Source organism: Eubacterium limosum, from assembly GCF_000807675.2.
Lineage (GTDB): Bacteria > Bacillota > Clostridia > Eubacteriales > Eubacteriaceae > Eubacterium > Eubacterium limosum.
The window spans coordinates 2314747-2331849 of the sequence record NZ_CP019962.1; the positions used below are offsets into that span (position 1 = coordinate 2314747).

General features: G+C 54.3%; 15 protein-coding genes. 9 read left to right on the forward strand and 6 right to left on the reverse strand.

All coding sequences use genetic code 11. From position 1 onward, the window contains the following. Positions 1-32: 32 nt before the first annotated feature. The 5 genes from B2M23_RS10820 to B2M23_RS10840 form a co-directional block, all read right to left on the reverse strand. Positions 33-872, reverse strand: a complete 840-nt coding sequence (locus tag B2M23_RS10820) for an ABC-2 family transporter permease (protein WP_038353566.1) — start codon at positions 870-872, stop codon at positions 33-35. Next, positions 865-1788, reverse strand: coding sequence for an ABC transporter ATP-binding protein (locus tag B2M23_RS10825; RefSeq protein ID WP_038353567.1), 924 nt, complete (start codon positions 1786-1788; stop codon positions 865-867). The genes B2M23_RS10820 and B2M23_RS10825 overlap by 8 nt, the downstream gene beginning before the upstream one ends. Before the next feature lie 472 nt (positions 1789-2260). Continuing rightward, on the reverse strand, positions 2261-2953 hold the full coding sequence (locus B2M23_RS10830; protein WP_038353568.1) for a response regulator transcription factor: 693 nt from the start codon (positions 2951-2953) through the stop codon (positions 2261-2263). 25 nt (positions 2954-2978) lie between these two features. Beyond that, positions 2979-3431: a Cys-tRNA(Pro) deacylase gene (gene ybaK / locus B2M23_RS10835; RefSeq protein WP_038353629.1), complete on the reverse strand. Its 453-nt coding sequence runs from the start codon at positions 3429-3431 to the stop codon at positions 2979-2981. A 148-nt stretch (positions 3432-3579) separates the two neighbouring features. Continuing rightward, entirely contained in the window at positions 3580-4620 is a 1041-nt protein-coding gene (locus B2M23_RS10840) for an NAD(P)H-dependent glycerol-3-phosphate dehydrogenase (protein WP_038353569.1), read from the reverse strand. A 247-nt stretch (positions 4621-4867) separates the two neighbouring features. Here B2M23_RS10840 and B2M23_RS10845 point away from each other — a divergent pair, with 247 nt between their 5' ends. The 4 genes from B2M23_RS10845 (at position 4868) to B2M23_RS10860 (ending at position 9927) form a co-directional block, all read left to right on the forward strand. Then, positions 4868-5836, forward strand: a complete 969-nt coding sequence (locus tag B2M23_RS10845) for a sugar-binding transcriptional regulator (protein WP_038353570.1) — start codon at positions 4868-4870, stop codon at positions 5834-5836. A 28-nt stretch (positions 5837-5864) separates the two neighbouring features. Continuing rightward, positions 5865-7370: an FGGY-family carbohydrate kinase gene (locus B2M23_RS10850; protein WP_038353571.1), complete on the forward strand. Its 1506-nt coding sequence runs from the start codon at positions 5865-5867 to the stop codon at positions 7368-7370. A gap of 132 nt (positions 7371-7502) precedes the next feature. Beyond that, a complete protein-coding gene (locus B2M23_RS10855; RefSeq protein WP_038353572.1) occupies positions 7503-9116 on the forward strand; it encodes a type II toxin-antitoxin system RnlA family toxin in 1614 nt (537 codons plus the stop codon). Between the two features lie 13 nt (positions 9117-9129). Next, positions 9130-9927 (forward strand): histidinol-phosphatase HisJ family protein, encoded by a 798-nt coding sequence (locus B2M23_RS10860; RefSeq protein WP_038353573.1) that lies wholly within the window; start codon positions 9130-9132, stop codon positions 9925-9927. A gap of 61 nt (positions 9928-9988) precedes the next feature. Here the strand turns inward: B2M23_RS10860 and B2M23_RS10865 are convergent, their stop codons facing one another. Then, positions 9989-11713: an amidohydrolase gene (locus tag B2M23_RS10865; protein ID WP_038353574.1), complete on the reverse strand. Its 1725-nt coding sequence runs from the start codon at positions 11711-11713 to the stop codon at positions 9989-9991. A gap of 273 nt (positions 11714-11986) precedes the next feature. On the opposite strand from B2M23_RS10865, the gene B2M23_RS10870 reads away from it, so the two are divergent. The 5 genes from B2M23_RS10870 to B2M23_RS10890 are packed head-to-tail and all read left to right on the forward strand — an operon-like array spanning position 11987 to position 17052. After that, a complete protein-coding gene (locus B2M23_RS10870) occupies positions 11987-13210 on the forward strand; it encodes a molybdopterin molybdotransferase MoeA (RefSeq protein ID WP_038353575.1) in 1224 nt (407 codons plus the stop codon). Positions 13211-13228: 18 nt separating this feature from the next. Next, the gene (locus B2M23_RS10875) at positions 13229-15163 is read left to right on the forward strand and encodes a molybdopterin biosynthesis protein (protein ID WP_038353576.1); all 1935 of its coding nucleotides are present in this window, start codon (positions 13229-13231) and stop codon (positions 15161-15163) included. After that, complete coding sequence (moaA, locus tag B2M23_RS10880) at positions 15160-16116, forward strand: GTP 3',8-cyclase MoaA (protein WP_038353577.1); 957 nt, start codon at positions 15160-15162, stop codon at positions 16114-16116. The genes B2M23_RS10875 and moaA overlap by 4 nt, the downstream gene beginning before the upstream one ends. Positions 16117-16123: 7 nt before the next feature. Next, positions 16124-16615, forward strand: a complete 492-nt coding sequence (gene moaC / locus B2M23_RS10885) for a cyclic pyranopterin monophosphate synthase MoaC (RefSeq protein ID WP_172611356.1) — start codon at positions 16124-16126, stop codon at positions 16613-16615. Next, positions 16612-17052: an MOSC domain-containing protein gene (locus B2M23_RS10890; protein ID WP_038353579.1), complete on the forward strand. Its 441-nt coding sequence runs from the start codon at positions 16612-16614 to the stop codon at positions 17050-17052. Before moaC ends, B2M23_RS10890 begins: the two co-directional genes overlap by 4 nt. The last annotated feature ends 51 nt before the right edge of the window (positions 17053-17103 follow it).

Consider the following 17103-nt stretch of genomic DNA (forward strand, 5'->3'; position numbering starts at 1 on the left):
TGACTCCTTTCAGAAATGTACGATAAAGCCCTCTAACGTATTTCCCGGCGTCTGTAAACCGCAAGGCCGATCAGGGTAGCGATTACCGCGTAGGCCAGACCAAGGATGAGACAGTAGGCGACAGAGGTTCCGGGAAGGGAGGAGGCATTCTGGAGGTATTCAATGTTATTCACCCTAAAGCCTACTGCCATCATATCGCCCATGTTGGCAATACTGATGTCCATCCCCATGATGGCTGTGTAAAAGGGCGTTACCAGAGCAGTGCTGAACAGCGGCATAAAAGCCGGATTCAGCAGGGTCAAGGTATAGAACAGAAGATAGGGGACGATCAGAAAACCCATGTACACAAAGCTGAAGGCCGTGCTGTTGGGAATGATAAAGGCACAGGCGTTACAGAGGCACAGTGCGCCGATGTACAGGGGAATGGCCGCCGCAATGCGGCTAAAAACCAGGCCGATCATGCTCATATCTTCGGGGAAACCCAGCAGCAGGAACAGACTGACCAGATAAACCGCCAGAGTGATAAAGAATACGACAACTGCTACAATAATGGAGACAGCCAGCTTCCCGAAGTAGACCTGGGTTCGCGTGAAGCCAAAAGACAGCGTGTTTTTAAAGGTTTTGTATTTATACTCCTCAGAAAACACAATATCAATCATAATCAGCATCATATATACCATAATCAGGAGCATTGGGACAATAATGGAGAGGCTGGTCCGGATGAGCTCCTGAGAATCGGCGGGGTTGCTCCGGAAGGCAACAAAAAACAGGACGTTGACGGCAACTGCCAGCAGCACAAAAATCAACAGCGTGTTGCGCATATAAACCCGCTTAAAGGTTTTAAAGCATTCTGCCTTGATGTAATTAAGCATTTTCTTCACCTCCGATAACTGAGATAAAATAGTCCTCGAGATTGGAGCCTTTGGGGGTCAGCGAGTAAAGGCCAACGCCGTTTTGCGCCAGTGTCTGTGATAAGAGCGGCACCTGGTCCAGAAAGCCGTAGACACGCAGTACGCCGTCGGGGAGAACCTCATAGGCGCGGCAGTCCAGGCAGGTTTCCAAAACCATGGCAGCCTTTTCGGTGTTGTCCGCGACCACCTCGAGATACTCCTGACATTCGCATTCGAGCTCCCTGGCGGTAATTTCATTGACAAGACGCCCCTGATGGATAAAGCCATAGCGGGTTGCCAGGGTGGAAAGCTCAGAGAGAATATGGCTGGAAATCAGAATGGTGACCTCCTGCTCCCGGTTAAGCCGCAGCAGAACGTTCCGGATTGCCACAATGCCCATGGGGTCCAGCCCATTGGTGGGTTCGTCCAGAATCAGCAGGTCGGGCCGGTGCATGATGGCCAGGGCCAGGCCAAGGCGCTGTTTCATCCCCAGCGAGAATTTCTGGAATTTCTTTTTTCCGGTATCGCTGAGACCAACCAGCTCCAGAGCCTCGTCCACGCATTCCCTGCCGGCAATGCCCCGCTGTATCCGGTAATATTCCAGATTGTCGCGGGCCGTCATAAAGGGATAAAAGCAGGAATCCTCAACAATGGCGCCAATGCGGTGGCGCATGGTGTTCAGCCCGCTCGCCGCGGTTTCCCCCCAGAGCTCGATCTCGCCTGCGTCCGGTAATGCCAGCGAGGTGATCAGGCGGATCAGCGTGGTCTTACCCGCGCCGTTTTTGCCCATGAGGCCGTAGATGTCGCCCTTTTCAAGGGAGAGGGATACGTCCTCTACAGCCGGAACATGATGGTATTTTTTAGTAAGGTTTCGTGTTTTAAGTACGGTTGTTTTCATGTTGTTCACCTGTCCTTTCGTTGGCTTTATTATACCGGGAAAACTGTAAGGTTTGCTCTAGCAAATGTTAAGAAAGCGTGAAGTTTGGCCGTCGAAAAAAGCCGCCATGCCTTGCACTTCGACCTTTTTTTAGGCCAAACCAGAGGCTTGCCGAAAGCATAAAAATACTGTGCATTTTGATTGGAATCTTCAGACTGTCAAAAAAGTGGCGCGGCCCGAGACTGCGCCTTTTATCCAGATAAAAAAAGGTCCAGGCGCTGCGAATAACGACCAGGAATCGTGCCAAAATACCGGAACAGCCGGTCACTGGTGAGATCAAGGCTCCACTTTAGTGAAGAAGCTGTCCCTGCAAGGGAAGTGTCTGCAGGACACCTTTTTCTTCCTTAGGTAAAAGGCTTCGTCTTTCAGGTTTTTTGACACGATGTCGCGGCTGAAAGTCGCTTTTTTAATTGCTTTTGCGTAACAATCATTCTCAATTTTCCATCTTAAACCCGATGCCCCACACGGTTTTGATATAGCTGGTGCCAGGGTCGATTTTGGCGAGTTTGCTTCGGATATTGCTGATGTGGACGTTGACGGTGTTGTCCTCGCCCAGAAACGCGTCCTCCCAGACCTGGGTAAAGAGGTTCTCTCTGGTAAAGACCTTTTTGGGATGGGACATGAGCAGATGAAGGATTTTGAACTCCCGGACCGTCAGTGAAACAGGCTGATCCTTCAGGCGCACCTCCATGCTGTCCGCGTCCAGGACGAGGTCGCCGCTTGTCAGAATTTTCACGCTGCCACCGGCTTCTGAAAAAGCCACAGCGCGGCGCAGCTGCGCCTCGACACGGGCCAGCACCTCGCCCACGTCAAAGGGCTTGCAGATAAAATCATCCGCGCCGAGCTTTAACAGGTCGATGCGGTCGGCCACAGAGGCCTTGGCCGAAATGATGATGATGGGCACCGTGCTCGACTTGCGGATCTGGGCGACCAGCTCCTCTCCGGTAACGCCGGGAAGCATGAGGTCCAGGAGCACCAGGTCATACTGGTACTGCTCCAGGCACATTTTACCCTCGCTGCCGGAAAAGGCAGGGCGCACGTGATGGCCGGCCTTGGTCAGCAGCTTTTCCAGAAGGCTGTTAATGTCTGCGTCGTCTTCTACGATAAGAATATTGTATGGGCTCATAAACGATTCCTTTCTTTTGCCGGGCTTATTTTATAATATCGGCCACGCTGCCCCGCACAAAGGCGACAAGGGCTTCGGGTTCCAGCTCGATCTGATAGCCGATCTTTCCCGCGGAGACAATAATATGATGAATGTTTTTGCAGCTTTCATCAAAAACAGTTTTGAAGGATTTTTTCATGCCGATGGGTGAGCAGCCCCCGCGCACATAGCCGGTGACGCTGTTGATGTCCCTGACAGGGATCATTTCAACAGATTTTTCACCGGCTGCCCGGGCAGCTTTTTTTAAATCCAGCTCCTCTGCCACCGGGATCACAAAGACGCAGTAATCGCCGGAGTGGCCGTGGCATACCAGCGTCTTAAAGACCTCCTCCACCTTTTGGCCCAGGCGGGCAGCGACGGTAACGCCGTCTACAGCGCCGTCCTCATGGTCGTATTCGTGGGGGGTATAGGGGAGCTTCGCTTTATCTAAAATGCGCATCACATTGGTTTTGTTTTTATCCTTTTTTGCCAATTTAAGTCACTTCCTTTTTATCTGTGGGTTGATTACGGAGATATTATAGCACAAAAAAAGATCGGCACAAAATTGCGCCGATCTTTTTGGGGTTATATATGAGGTGCAGGGTTGTCTAGAATTTTTCGGTTTCAAAGGCTTTCCAGGGGATATCCACTTCGGCGCCCTTGTTAATAATGTCGTCTACGTGCATGAGCAGCGGGAAGTCGGCCAGGTCGACTTTGCCGTTTTCAGCCAGTCTGCGGACTGCCTTCGCGGTGCGGGTGGCGATGACGATGGATTCCAGTGTGACGCCTGCCAGCTCTTCCATGGCGTCGTCGAAGGACAAACCGCGGCCCAGAAGGGTACCGATTTTACGGGTTCTGCCGCCGAAGATGGTAACATAGAGGTCGCCGGCGCCGTAGATGATATTTTCTTCACCGCCGCCGACTAAATTCAGAAGCTGCTTCATTTCCTTCACGCTCTGTCCGAACAGGGCGGCCTGGGAGTTGTAATGCTGAACGCCGATGCCTTCATTCTTTTCCGCGATGCCGACTGCCAGGGAAACGCCCAGGGCGTAAGCGTTTTTGAGCGCGACGGCGCATTCAACGCCGATCACATCGGTTGAGAGGCTTACATGATAGTAGGGAGCAGTGAACATTGCCTTGATTTTGCGCAGGGTTTCAATGTCGCGGCCGCAGAATGCAACGGCGGAATTGTCCTTGTCGGCCAGCTCATAGCTGGTGCATGGGCCGCCGATGCCGTTGATGGAAAGCTTTTTGCCCTCAGGCAGTCTGGATTCCCAGTAGTGGGGATAGGTGATCATGGAGCCGTCTTCCTGGTCGATCATGCCCTTGGTCACTGCGATCATCGGGACATCGTCGGGGATGATTGGAAGAATATTTTCTGCAAACCAGTCTACGCCGAAGCTGCTGACGCCGCATAATACAACATCTGCGTCTTTGAGGGCTTCTTCCACTTCTTCTACCTGATAGTATTTAACCGTGTCTGGTAGGGTTCGTTTTAAATTGATATGGAAGTTTGATTTGCGAAGCTCGTCAATGACTTCTCTGTCAAGCGGGGTACCCACCAACCGTACTTCGTGTCCGTTTTCAATTACAGGATAAGTTAATGCAGACGCCATCTGGCCTGCGCCGACATAGGTAAGAATGCTCATAGTTTTAATCTCCTTTGGTTCTTTTGTTTCTCGTGGTAATTCGTTGTTGATTATAGAATACGCCTGTTTTTTTGAATTGTCAAGAGAAAAATGAGATTATTTTCAAATATTGAAAAATATCTCATGTATTTGATTAGTATTGTTTTTTCACAAAATTAAGCTTGACAAAGTACTGAAAAACCATTACAATGAAAATAATCTCATATATTGAAATTTTTCTCTACCATCAAGAAGGGAAGACAGCATTATGGAACAGAGCAAAGTCAATCAGATCCTTCGCGTCGCTAAGATGTACTATGAACTCAAAATGAGCCAGCAGGATATCGGCGCCAAGGAAAACATTTCAAAATCCACCGTCAGCCGTCTTTTAAAAAACGCCATGGACCTGGGGTTTGTGGAGGTTCGGATTCGGCAGCCGCATTACGCGCTGGCCGATCTGGAGGCTGAATTTACCAACCGTTTCGGAATCCGCAAGGTTGTGATTGCGGCGGATGTTGTGGAAAACAGAGAGGTGCTGGTGCAGGATGTCTGCAGCGCCATGGCGGCAGACCTGCCCAAGTACATCGAGGATGACAGCGTAGTGGGCGTGGCCTGGGGACGGACCTTGAATGTCCTCATTAAGCACCTGCCAAAAATGACCCGCAGCAATACCCTGACCATCCAGCTCAACGGCGGGGCTTCAAGGGCCCTGTACGAGTCGGGCGCGACGGATATTGTCAAGGCATTCAAGAACGCCATCGGCGGGGACGGCTATCTGCTGCCCGCGCCGGCTATTGTGGACACGCCGCATATTGCCGGGGTGATCATGGGGGATTCCCAGATCAGCTCAGTGCTCCAGCTGGCACAGCGCTGCCGGACAGCGGTCTTTTCGGTGGGCAACATCACCGAGCGTTCGGTGCTCTATGAGCTGGGCTGCTTTAGCCCGCGGGAGTACATGAGCTTTAAGACCAAGGGTGCAGTGGGCGATGTCTGCTCACATTATATTGATATTGATGGCAACGTGGCGGATGAAAATCTGGACGGCAGAGTTGTGGGGACCTCCCTTGAGCACATTAAGAAAATACCGAATAAGCTGATGGTAGCAGTGGGGCTTGAAAAGGCCGAGGCCGTTCTGGGCGCTCTGCGCGGCGGCTATGCCGATGTGCTTTATCTTGACGAGCCGCTGGCGAGAAAAGTTCTGGAGATCGACGAAAATTCAGAGGACTCGAAAAAATAAATTTCAAATTTCTAAGGGGGAAATTTAAATGAAGCAAGCGAATTATTTTATGGGTATTGATTTGGGCACACAGAGTGTGCGTGTGGTGGTAGCTGATATGAGCGGCAACGTGGTGGTATCGGACGAGCAGGCTTATGAAACCCTGTACCCCCAGGCGGGATGGGCAGAGCAGCGGCCCGCGGACTGGTGGAGCTGTCTGAACACCGCGGTCGCCAATGTGACGGATAAGCTGTCCATCGGCCTGCGCTACAGCATATCCGCCATCAGCGTATGCGCCACCTCGCCTACCATTATCCCGGTGGATGAAAACGGCGAGGCCCTGACCAATGCCATCATGTGGATGGACAACCGGGCGGTTAAGGAGACGGCGTCTGTCAACGCGACCCACCACCCGATCCTCGACTATTGCGGCGGCGAGGATTCTGTGGAGTGGACCATCCCGAAAATGCTCTGGATTAAAAATAATCAGCCGGAGGTTTACCAGAGGAGCTATAAGATCATCGAGCAGCTTGACTATATCAACCATAAGCTCTGCGGCAAATTTACGAACTCGGTCTGCCAGGCGGCCTGTAAAGCCCATTATGTGGCATGTGAGGGCGGCTGGTCCGACGACTTTTTCAACCAGGCAGGCCTTGAGGATTATAAGGATAAGATGATTCTGGACGTGACCCGGGTGGGTGATGTGCTGGGTACCATCAATAAGGACTTTGCGGAAAAATACGATCTGAACCCGGAAATGCTCGTGGTGCAGGGGGGCATCGACGCCCACATCGGTATGCTTGGCCTGGGGGTAGACCGGGCCGGTAAAATGGCCATGATCATGGGCACCAGCTTTGTACAGCTCTGCTTCTCCGAACAGAAGCTTCAGCTGGACGGCCTCTGGGGGCCTTACGACGCGCCCATTATCCCGGACGCCTGGCTGCTGGAGGGGGGACAGACCTCAGCCGGCTCCATTGTAAAATGGTACATGCGTGAGTTTGGCGTGGACAAAATGGACAACCCCTACGCTTATATGAATGAACAGATTGAGGGCATTGCCCCCGGGGCCGAGGGACTGGTGGCCCTGGATTTCTTCCAGGGGAACCGTACCCCCTATAAGGACGCCAACGCCAAGGGGGTTATCTATGGCCTGACCCTCAGCCATACCAAGGCGCATATTTACAGAGCCCTGCTGGAATCCGTGGCCTTTGGCACCAAGAACATCATTGACAGCTTTGAGCAGAATGGCAGCCCAGTCAATACCATTGTGGGCTGCGGCGGCGTCACCAAGGATAAGGTCTGGATGCAGATCATCTCGGATGTGACCGGAAAACCCATTGTGGTGACCGAGGACGCAGGCGCCAGCGCTCTGGGCTGTGCCATTGTGGCCTCTGTGGGCTCTAAGGCCTACACGAATTTTGAGGAAGCCACCCGCGGCATGGTTAAGGAAGCCTATGTGGTCGAGCCAAACCCGGAAACCCATGCGGTGTACGAAGGCATCTTTGAAAAATATGTGGAAATCTACAATCAGCTGAAGGGAACCATGGCCCAATAAAGAGGCTGTTATCATGAGCATCGCGGTGAGCGGTGCTCTTTTTGGAATTTAATATACATTCACCCCCCTCTGTGGTATGATTAATAGAGCGAAAAAGGCGTATAAATAACAATAGAGAAAAGGAGGGTTGCTATGAAAGTAAAACTTTGCGATCTGAAGGCTTTGGAAAACCTCACCATTGCGGCGTATGACATACCGGATAATATGGTGCTGGCCTCCAAGGCTAAATTTACCAAGGCAGCTGGAAAAAACAACTGCTTTATCTCCGGGGCCCCCTCACAGGCCATTGACCGGGATCTGGAGGTGCTGTCTGTTTCTGCGCACCGCATATCCTGTACCTACTCCTTCTCCATGAGTGAGAAAGGGTATGAGGAGCTGATCGAAACCCTGATGAAACGGTCGGATTTTACCAACAATCCCAAATATAATAAAAAATACCACCGGGTTTTTTATGTGAACAAGCGCAAGTTCACCATCTCCTATTTTAACAAAAAGCGCATTGCCACCGTCTATGCCAGCAACGATTTGTTTGACACAGACCTGGCCCCCCTGTTCGACCGCCAGTGGGGAGAGCCCATTGACCGTCAAGCCAGCAAAAAGGAGACACCTGAAAAGGAAACCGCCAAAAAAGAGCCGGCCAAAAAGGCGGCGGTGAAAAACGAAGGCTACAAGTGGGAAAAGAAAAAGCAGCCCGTGGCCGCGCTCACAGCCCTGCCCGTGGCCGAGGAGCCTCTGAGGCTTGAAAAGAGCGAGCCCCACTGGACAGTACAGGACATCAGCTTCCGCATTAACCGCATTGTGGTCACCGGCGAGAAGCTGAGCCTCAGCTCGACCAAGAAGCTCAAGGCCATAACGGACAAAAGCAATAACAGCGTCAGCCTGAAAATTGAAAATACAGGCCCGGGAAAAAGAAAACAGGCGGTCACCCTGACCAGCAACATTAACAGCTACCTGGTGGAAGCCATCGACTGTGTAAAGGCCGAATCACCTGAGCCCTTATCCTTTGAGCTACGTTTCCCCATGAAAACCGCCACCTGGGATTATATCTGCCGGAACAGCTGGCTGGACGGCGCAGCCAATGAGTCTCTGGAAAACGGCTTTAAGATGGTCTCTGAGGGACAGTCCGTATTTTTCAAGCGCAACAACAACACCGGCGTGTGTGAGATGAAGGGCCTGAACACCGAGCTGCTGCGGGACTGTATTATCCGTCTGGAGGATATTTTTGAGAACAACACCGGTGACCGCAGGGTGGAAAAGGAATCCATCAATGAGGTAATCCGGAAAAAGATCCCCTATACCATCCGGATCTTAAAGGATCAGGCGGACCAGTTTATCAACCTGATTTCGCCGTCCTTTGTGCTGCTGAACGACGCCAGTATCGAGCTGACCGACTACAGCCCCATGGTTTTCTCCGTATACCGCGGGGTTGAGCTGTACCTCAAATACCTGGCAGACCTGAGCGGCATCGACCTGGCCAACCAGCCGGTGGGCAAGATTTTTAAAACCGTCGGGCGCCAGAAGCACCAGTATCTGCAGATGATCAACGACTCCATGAAGGGCGAGATGCTCCAGTCCATTTTTGAGAACTTTGGGAGCTACAGAAACGCCCTGTTCCACGCCAATCTGGACAATGTCATGGTGATTGGCAGCCGGGAAGCGGCCGAGGACATCTGTATCAGCGCCTTGCAGAACCTGGAGGCGGCCAGCTTTCAGTTTCATCTGGAAGAGATGACCATCACCATCTGAGGAAGGTGCGCCCATGTCTTCCTATCTTGCCGATTACCACGTTCACACCCGCTTTTCCTTTGACTCGGAGGAGACCATCGGTGCTATCCGCAAGATGGCGGACGCCAGGGAGCTGGACGAGGTGTGCATTACAGACCACTTTACAGTAAACCCAAAGGATAAGAGCTTTGGCCTTTACCCCTACCGGGAGGCTTATGAGGAGTACCTCAGGGACAGCGCCGGGGAGGGCCCGGCAGTGCGCTTCGGCCTTGAGATTGGGGAGGGGCAGTACCGGCGGGATACCCTGGACGATTTTCTGGCCCAGGCCGATTACGATTTTATCATCGGCTCGGTTCACAATATCGGGGATATTACCATCCGCCAGACCATCCGGGAGCGCGGCGTCGACTACGCTTTTGACGCTTACTATGACGAGGTGCTGGGGTTGGCCGAGGAGGGCGACTACGATGTGCTGGGACACCTCGACCTGGTCAACCGCTATGCCTGGGACGAGCAGGGAATCTACCGGCTCGACGCCTATACGGATAAGATTGAAGCGGTTTTGAAGGCTGTGATCCGCCGGGGCCGGGGCATTGAGATCAACACCTCCAGCCTGAGTAAAAACTGCCGGCAGTTTATGCCAAACCCCTGGATCGCGGCGCGCTACAGAGCGCTGGGCGGCGAGATCATCACCCTTGGCTCCGACGCCCACAGCGCCGGCCGGGTGGGCGACGGGCTGTCCGAGGCGGCTGCGCTGCTGAGAGACTGCGGCTTTGAGGCGCTGGCGGTCTTTGAAAAACGGCGGCCAAGGCTTATGCCCATCAGAGCTTAGGACAACAAAAAAGTGTAAGGAACAGGCACATCTGAGTGCGGTTCCCTACACTTTTTTTAGATTATTTTGCGGTGCCCTGCTGGTCCTGGGCATTGTAAACTTCATTGCCCTTGAAGTAGGTCTGGAGCACGGTGGTATCCTTGATCTCATCGGTCGGGACGGTTAAAAGGTCGCGGTCCAGAACGATGAAATCCGCGCTTTTACCAGCGGTTATACTGCCGATTTCATCCCCGGCGTTGACCTGTTTGGCCCCGTTGATGGTATAAGCCTTGATGGCGGTGGCGATGTCGATACCTTCGCTCTTTGGCGGGTCATAATCGTCGGATTCGCCGCGCTTAACAGCATGGTACATTTCTGTAAAGGGGTTGATGCCAGCCAGCCCGTTGCTCACCGGGGCGTCGCTGCCAAAGGTCAGCAGCGTGCCGTTTTGGGAAACGGTGTTCAGCGGCATCTGGCGGCCGTAGCGGTCATCACCCAGGGCGGACTTGGTAAATTCATCGCCCAGAGCCCATACAGGGGTGGTCTGGTAGAAGACATCGGTCTGTTCTGCAAAGCGCTGGATACCATCCTCGGGCAAAATCTGGACATGTGCCATGGTTTTGGTGCCCTCGATATCCCCCAGGTCCCGGTAGAGGTCAAGGGTTTCGGAGATGGCCTTGTCGCCGATGGCGTGGGTGTGAAGGTTGAAGCCCTTAGCGGCCGCGGCCCTGGCGATCGCCATCATATGGTCATTGTCCAGGATCTCGACGCCCTCGCCGGAGTGGTCACTGAAATTTTCAAACATGAGGGAGGAATAGTCCTCCAGAGTGCCGTCCTTAAAAAGCTTCAGGGTGGTGGGGCGTACGGTGTCCGAGGTGTACTTGTCGCGAATAGAGGTCATTTTGGACACGAATTCATCGACAGGGACAGGGTCTCTGTAGACAAAGGAGGTGAAAACGCGGATGTTGGCGTCTGCCTTGCTGAGAGCGTCGATGGATTCCTCCTCGTCAGCGACGAGCAGGCCCGCGTCATAGTAAGAGGTGTAGCCATAGGGGCTCAGAACTGTCTGAGTAAAGACCGGAAAACGGGTTTCGATGGCCTTGCCCGAGGTTAAGCCAAGGTTTTGCAGCATGATGGCCATGGTGGAGGCTTCCTTGAATTCTCCGGTGGGATTGCCGTTTTCATCCCGTACAAAATAGCTGATCCCCGGCGACGGGTCTGGGGTCGCGGCAGTGACGCCGGCCATTTCCAGAGCCTTTGTATTGGCCCAGCCGCCGTGGCCGCCGCTGTTGGTGAGTACCACAGGCCTGTCGGAGACGACCTTATCCAGCTCCGAGGCCAGAGGCCTGGCATCAGTGCCGTAGCCCATCCCTGAAATCACAGGCGCGACCTCGGCAGGGTACTGCTCGGCGTAGTCCTTCACAGCCTCCAGGATCTGGTCGTGGGTCATGGCCAGGTCGATCTGGAGGGGCATGACGTCACTGGTCCAGGTGTTGATGGCCAGATAATGGGCGTGGCTGTCGATGAGGCCGGGCAGGATCAAACGGCCGCCCATGTCGTGGGACGCGGCGCCCGAGCCGGCGAATTTAAGGGCGTCATCGCTGCTGCCCACAAAGCTGATCTTCCCGTCTTTTACCACCAGGGCGCTGGCTTCGGGCTGGTCATCGTCCGAGGTGAAGATCTTGGCGTTGTAATACACCTCGCCGCCCTGGTTCACCGCTGTGTTTGAGCACCCAGCCGCGAAGATGACAGCAGAGACCAGCAGGCCGACGGTGGCGGCCCGGATTTTCTTAGATAATTGAGTCATTTGTTAGTCCTCCCAAATAATGTGAATACAATTTGTCCATATGCCTTTAGTCTGCAATAAAATATACACCTTACGGCATAATGAGAAACAGGAAGGACGTTTTAATTAAGGATAAATCAAGATTTAAAAAGGCCGGAATTCCGCTCTTCGGAAGAACAAAAACCGCCGCCTGTTATCGGGTAAATCCTGATAAATTTTTGTCAGCCTTGTCATTTTATGTAAATTCAGCTACAATAGAAGATATGAATTATAGAAAGTGCAGATTATATAAAAATGGAGCTATTTGAAGTAAAAACAACCGATGAAATGAAGGCGCTGATGGAGAAATATTTCTCAGACTATGCGCTCGGTACCGAAAGGGTACCCCTTGGGCGTGCCCTCGGAAGAATTTTGGCCGAGCCTGTTGTCTCAGGTGTAAACGTCCCGCACTTCGACCGGTCTGTGGTGGACGGCTACGCGGTAAAGCTGCGGGATGTCCAGGGCGCCAGCGCGTCCATCCCGGCCTTTTTAAAGCTGACCGGAGCGGCGGAAATGGGCAGGGAGACAAAGCTCTCCCTGCACGCTGGTGAGACTGTCTATGTGCCCACTGGCGGCATGGTGCCTGAGGGTACTGAGGCCATGGTGATGATCGAGTATACTGAAAAGTTTAGCGAGGATGAGCTGGCCATCTACAAAGGGGCCGGCTCTCTGGAAAACATGATGCTGACCGGCGACGACATCCGGGCCGGCGAGGCGGTTTTTGAGGCCGGGCACACCATCAGGCCCCAGGATGTGGGCGTGCTGTCCTCGGTGGGCGTGGTGGACGCTCTGGTGTACAAAAAGCCGGGGATTACCATTATCTCGACCGGTGATGAGATCGTGCGGCCCGGACAGACTCCGGGGCTGGGCGAGATCGTGGACATCAACACCCCGGCCATCGCGGCACTGACCGAAAAGCTGGGCGCTGAGGTCGTTGAGATGGCCTACGCGGCCGATGACCCGAAGGCCATCGAAGCAGCCATCACCCGGGGCCTGGAAACCAGCGACGCGGTGGTGCTCTCCGGCGGCAGCTCGGTGGGGGAACGGGATTATACCCTGACGGTGCTGAATGATCTGGGTGAGGTGTTCCTCCACGGCCTGTCCATTAAGCCAGGCAAGCCCACCATCATGGGCAAAGCCCTTGGAAAGCCGGTGATCGGCCTGCCCGGGCAGCCCGCCTCTGCCATCATGGTATACATGGTGGTCATGAAAAAGCTGATGAATATTTTCCACCGGACCGATTTGTATAAAAACCAGTACATTGTGGGAACCCTGACCGAAAATGTCCACGCCGCCCCGGGGCGCAGAACCTTCCAGACAGTGGCGGTTGAGGCAGGAAGGGACGGCGTGCTTGTGAAGCCGACCTATGGCAAATCCGGCATGATCACCCTGCTGGCCTACTCGGACGGATATATTGAGATGACTGAAAACGAGGAGGGTAAAAATCCCGGCGACCCCGTTAAGGTGATGCTGTTTTAAGGAAAGAAGGAGAGAGCAATGGCAAAAATAGTGGATATCAGCCAGCGCAACCTGTACCTCAAAAATGAGGATTTGGATGACGCTGTCTCTAAATATTTGAAAATGACCGAGGCGGGCAGAACCCGCGCGGCAGAAGAAATGGTGCCGGTCACCGGCTGTCTGGGCATGGTAACCGCAGAGCCGGTCTTTGCGAAAATATCCTCGCCCTATTACAACGCCTCGGCCATGGATGGTATCTGTGTCAAGGCGCTGGAGATCGTGGGTGTTGATGAGCGCAGCCCCAGAGTGCTAACCCTCCATGAGGACTTTGAGTTTGTGGACACCGGCGATGTGATCGAGGAACCCTACAACGCAGTGGTGATGATCGAGGACGTGGTGACAGTGGACGATGCCCATGTGCGCATCGCGAAGCCTGTAGCGCTGTGGCAGCATGTGCGGCCCATCGGGGAGGACATTGTGGCCGGAGAGCTCATTGTGCCGGCCTACCATAAGCTGCGGGCCATGGACATCGGCGCCCTGCTGGCCGGGGGGATTCTGAGCGTGGCGGTGCTGAAAAAGCCCCGGGCGGGCATTATCCCCACGGGCACCGAGATCGTCGAGGCTGGATCGCCCATGGAAAAGGGAAAGATCATTGATTCCAATACCCGTATGTTCGAGGCCCTGATTAAGGAATACGGCGGCGAGCCCACCCGCTACGCCCCGGTGCCCGATGATTATGAGGTCATCAGGGCCGCGATCCAGAAGGCAGTGGCCGAAAACGACATGGTGCTCATCTCAGCCGGCTCCTCAGCCGGCACAGAGGATTACACCAGAGCTCTGGTCGAGGAGCTGGGCGAGGTCGCCATTCACGGCGTGGCCATAAAGCCGGGCAAGCCTGCTATTCTGGGCTTTATTGAGGGCAAGCCCGTCATCGGCATTCCGGGCTACCCGGTATCGGCTTACTTTGTGTTTGAAAACTTTGTGAAGCCTGTGATCCTGGGCATGACCCACCAGCTTAATGTGAGCCGACCGGTCATCAAGGCCACCCTGTCCAAGCGGCTCATGTCCACCCTCAAATACCTGGAATTTGTCCGCATGAAATGCGGCAAAGTGGGAGGCCGTTTTGTGGCCACGCCCCTTGACCGCGGCGCTGGCGTGACCATGTCTCTGGTCAACGCCGACGGTATCCTGCGGGTGCCTAAAAATGTCGAGGGCTATGAAGCCGGCCAGGAGGTAGACATCGAACTGCTGCGCCCGGTGGAGGAGATCGAAAATACACTGGTCACCATCGGCAGCCACGATGTCATGATTGACATCATGGCCAATATCATCCATAAAAATAAAAAGCTGGTGAACCTGTCCTCGGCCCATGTTGGGAGCCTGGGCGGCATCATGGCCTTTAAGAAGGGCGAATGCCACCTGACCCCCACCCATCTGCTGGATGAGGAAACCGGCGACTACAATGTTCCCGTTATAAAAAAATATCTGGGCGAGGGGAAGGCAGCCCTCATAAAGGGTGTAAAGCGTGTTCAGGGCTTTATGATCCCAAAGGGCAACCCCAAAAACATTAAAAGCATTGAGGATCTGACAAGAGACGGCGTGACCTTTGTCAACCGCCAGCGCGGAGCCGGCACCCGGGTGCTTTTTGACTACCTCTTAAAACAGAAGGGCATTGAGGCAGAGCAGATCGTGGGCTATGACCGCGAGCTCAACACCCACATGATGGTGGCCTCTGCGGTGCAGTCCGGCTCCTGCGACGTGGGCATGGGCGTGCTGTCCGCCGCCAATATGATGGGGCTGGACTTTATCCCGGTCGGCGATGAGGAGTACGACTTTATCGTGGCTCAGGAAAACCTGGAGGATGAAAAGGTTCAGGTCTTTTTAGAAGCGCTGCGAGGCAGCGAGCTGAGGGAGGCCCTCACAGAGCTCGGAGGCTATGGGTTTGATGAGCCCGGAAAAGTGGTGCTGATTTGAGAGACCACTTTGGAAGAAAAGTCAATTATCTGAGGATATCCATCACCGACCTGTGCAACCTGCGCTGTGTGTACTGCATGCCCGAGGAGGGCGTGCCCAAGCGCCGGCACGCCACCAACCTTTCCTTTGAGGAGATCGAGGCACTGGTGCGGGCCGGGGCGGACATGGGTATCGACAAGATCCGCCTGACCGGGGGAGAGCCCCTGGTGCGGGCCGGGGTGCTGGATTTGGTGAAAAAGCTCGGTGCCATCCCCGGCATCAAAGATTTCGCCATGACCACCAACGGCATTCTGCTGCCTGAAATGGCTGCGGATCTCAAGGCTGCGGGGCTCAGGCGGGTCAACATCAGCCTGGACACCTTTGACCCTGAAAAGTACGCCCGGATCACCCGGTGCGGAAGGCTTGAGGACGCTCTGGCGGGTATCGACGCGGCGGTATCGGCAGGGCTGACACCGCTGAAGATCAACACGGTTTTAATAAAAGGTTTTAACGATGACGAGATCGAGGCCTTTGTGGATTATACAAGAAAAAATCCGGTGGAGGTGCGCTTTATCGAGCTGATGCCCCTGGGCGAGGGCGCCGAGTACGCCTTTGGCCAGTACATGCCCGGCGAGGCAGTGCTTGCGCGGGTGCCGGAGCTGGTACCGTCAGCGTCCGCGCCCGGCGCGCCGGCCAGGCTCTGTACCCTGCCCGGCGCCCTGGGAAAGGTGGGGCTCATCAACCCCATCAGCCACCGGTTCTGCTCAGACTGCAACCGCATCCGCCTGACGGCTGACGGCAAGATTAAGCCCTGCCTCCACTCCGATGAGGAGCTGGACGTGAAGGCGCTGCACAGGGCAGGCAGAAGCTACGGAGAAATCCTCGAAATGGCGGTTTCGGCCAAGCCGGAACGCCACCATATCGACGAGCATGAAACCATTAAAAAACGCAATATGAACGAAATAGGAGGATAATATGGCCATCTCAGATGAATTTACCCACTTTAACGAAGAAGGCCGGGGCCGCATGGTGGACGTCACCCACAAAAAGGACACGGCGCGCATGGCCCTGGCCCGGGGCGCCATTTACATGAAGCCCGAAACCCTTGAGAAAATCCTGAACAACCAGATGAAAAAAGGGGATGTGCTGTCCGTGGCCCAGATCGGGGGCATTATGGGGTGCAAGCGCACCTCGGAGCTGATCCCCATGTGCCATAACATCCTCATCACCGGCAGTGACCTGCGCTTTGAGCCCGACGTGGAAAACAGCTGCATCCATATCGAGGCTGAGCTCAGGACCACAGGAAAAACCGGTATTGAGATCGAAGCGCTGACGGCCGTTTCGGTGGCGGCCCTGACCATCTACGATATGTGTAAGGCTGTGGACCGCGAAATGGTCATCGGCGACATCAGGCTCATTAAGAAAACCGGAGGCCACTCCGGCACCTTTGAGCGGAAGGAGGAAAAGAAATGAAAGGAAAAGTAATTGCCATTAACCGGAGCGAAAAAAAGGGTGTGATGAAAACCCCCGTCGGTGAAGGCGTGTTTATCGAAAACTTTGGACTGGAGGGCGACGCCCACGGCGGCAACTGGCACCGCCAGGTCAGCCTTCTGGGTCAGGAGAGCATTGACAAAATGGTGGCCCTGGGCGCCGGAGAGCTGACGCCCGGCAATTTTGCCGAGAATATCACCACCGAGGGCATCACCGTTTATGAGCTGCCTGTGGGCACCCGCCTGAAAATCGGCGAGACCCTGCAGGAGGTTACCCAGATCGGCAAGGAATGCCACAAGGGCTGCGAGATCGCCAAAAAAGTAGGCGACTGCGTTATGCCCAGAGAGGGGATTTTTACCATTATCCTGAAGGGCGGCGTGGTAAAGCCCGGAGACACCATCGAGGTGCTGGAGGATTAGATACAGACTGAGATCGGCGCAAAATTGCGCCGATCTTTTTTACTTTTAAAG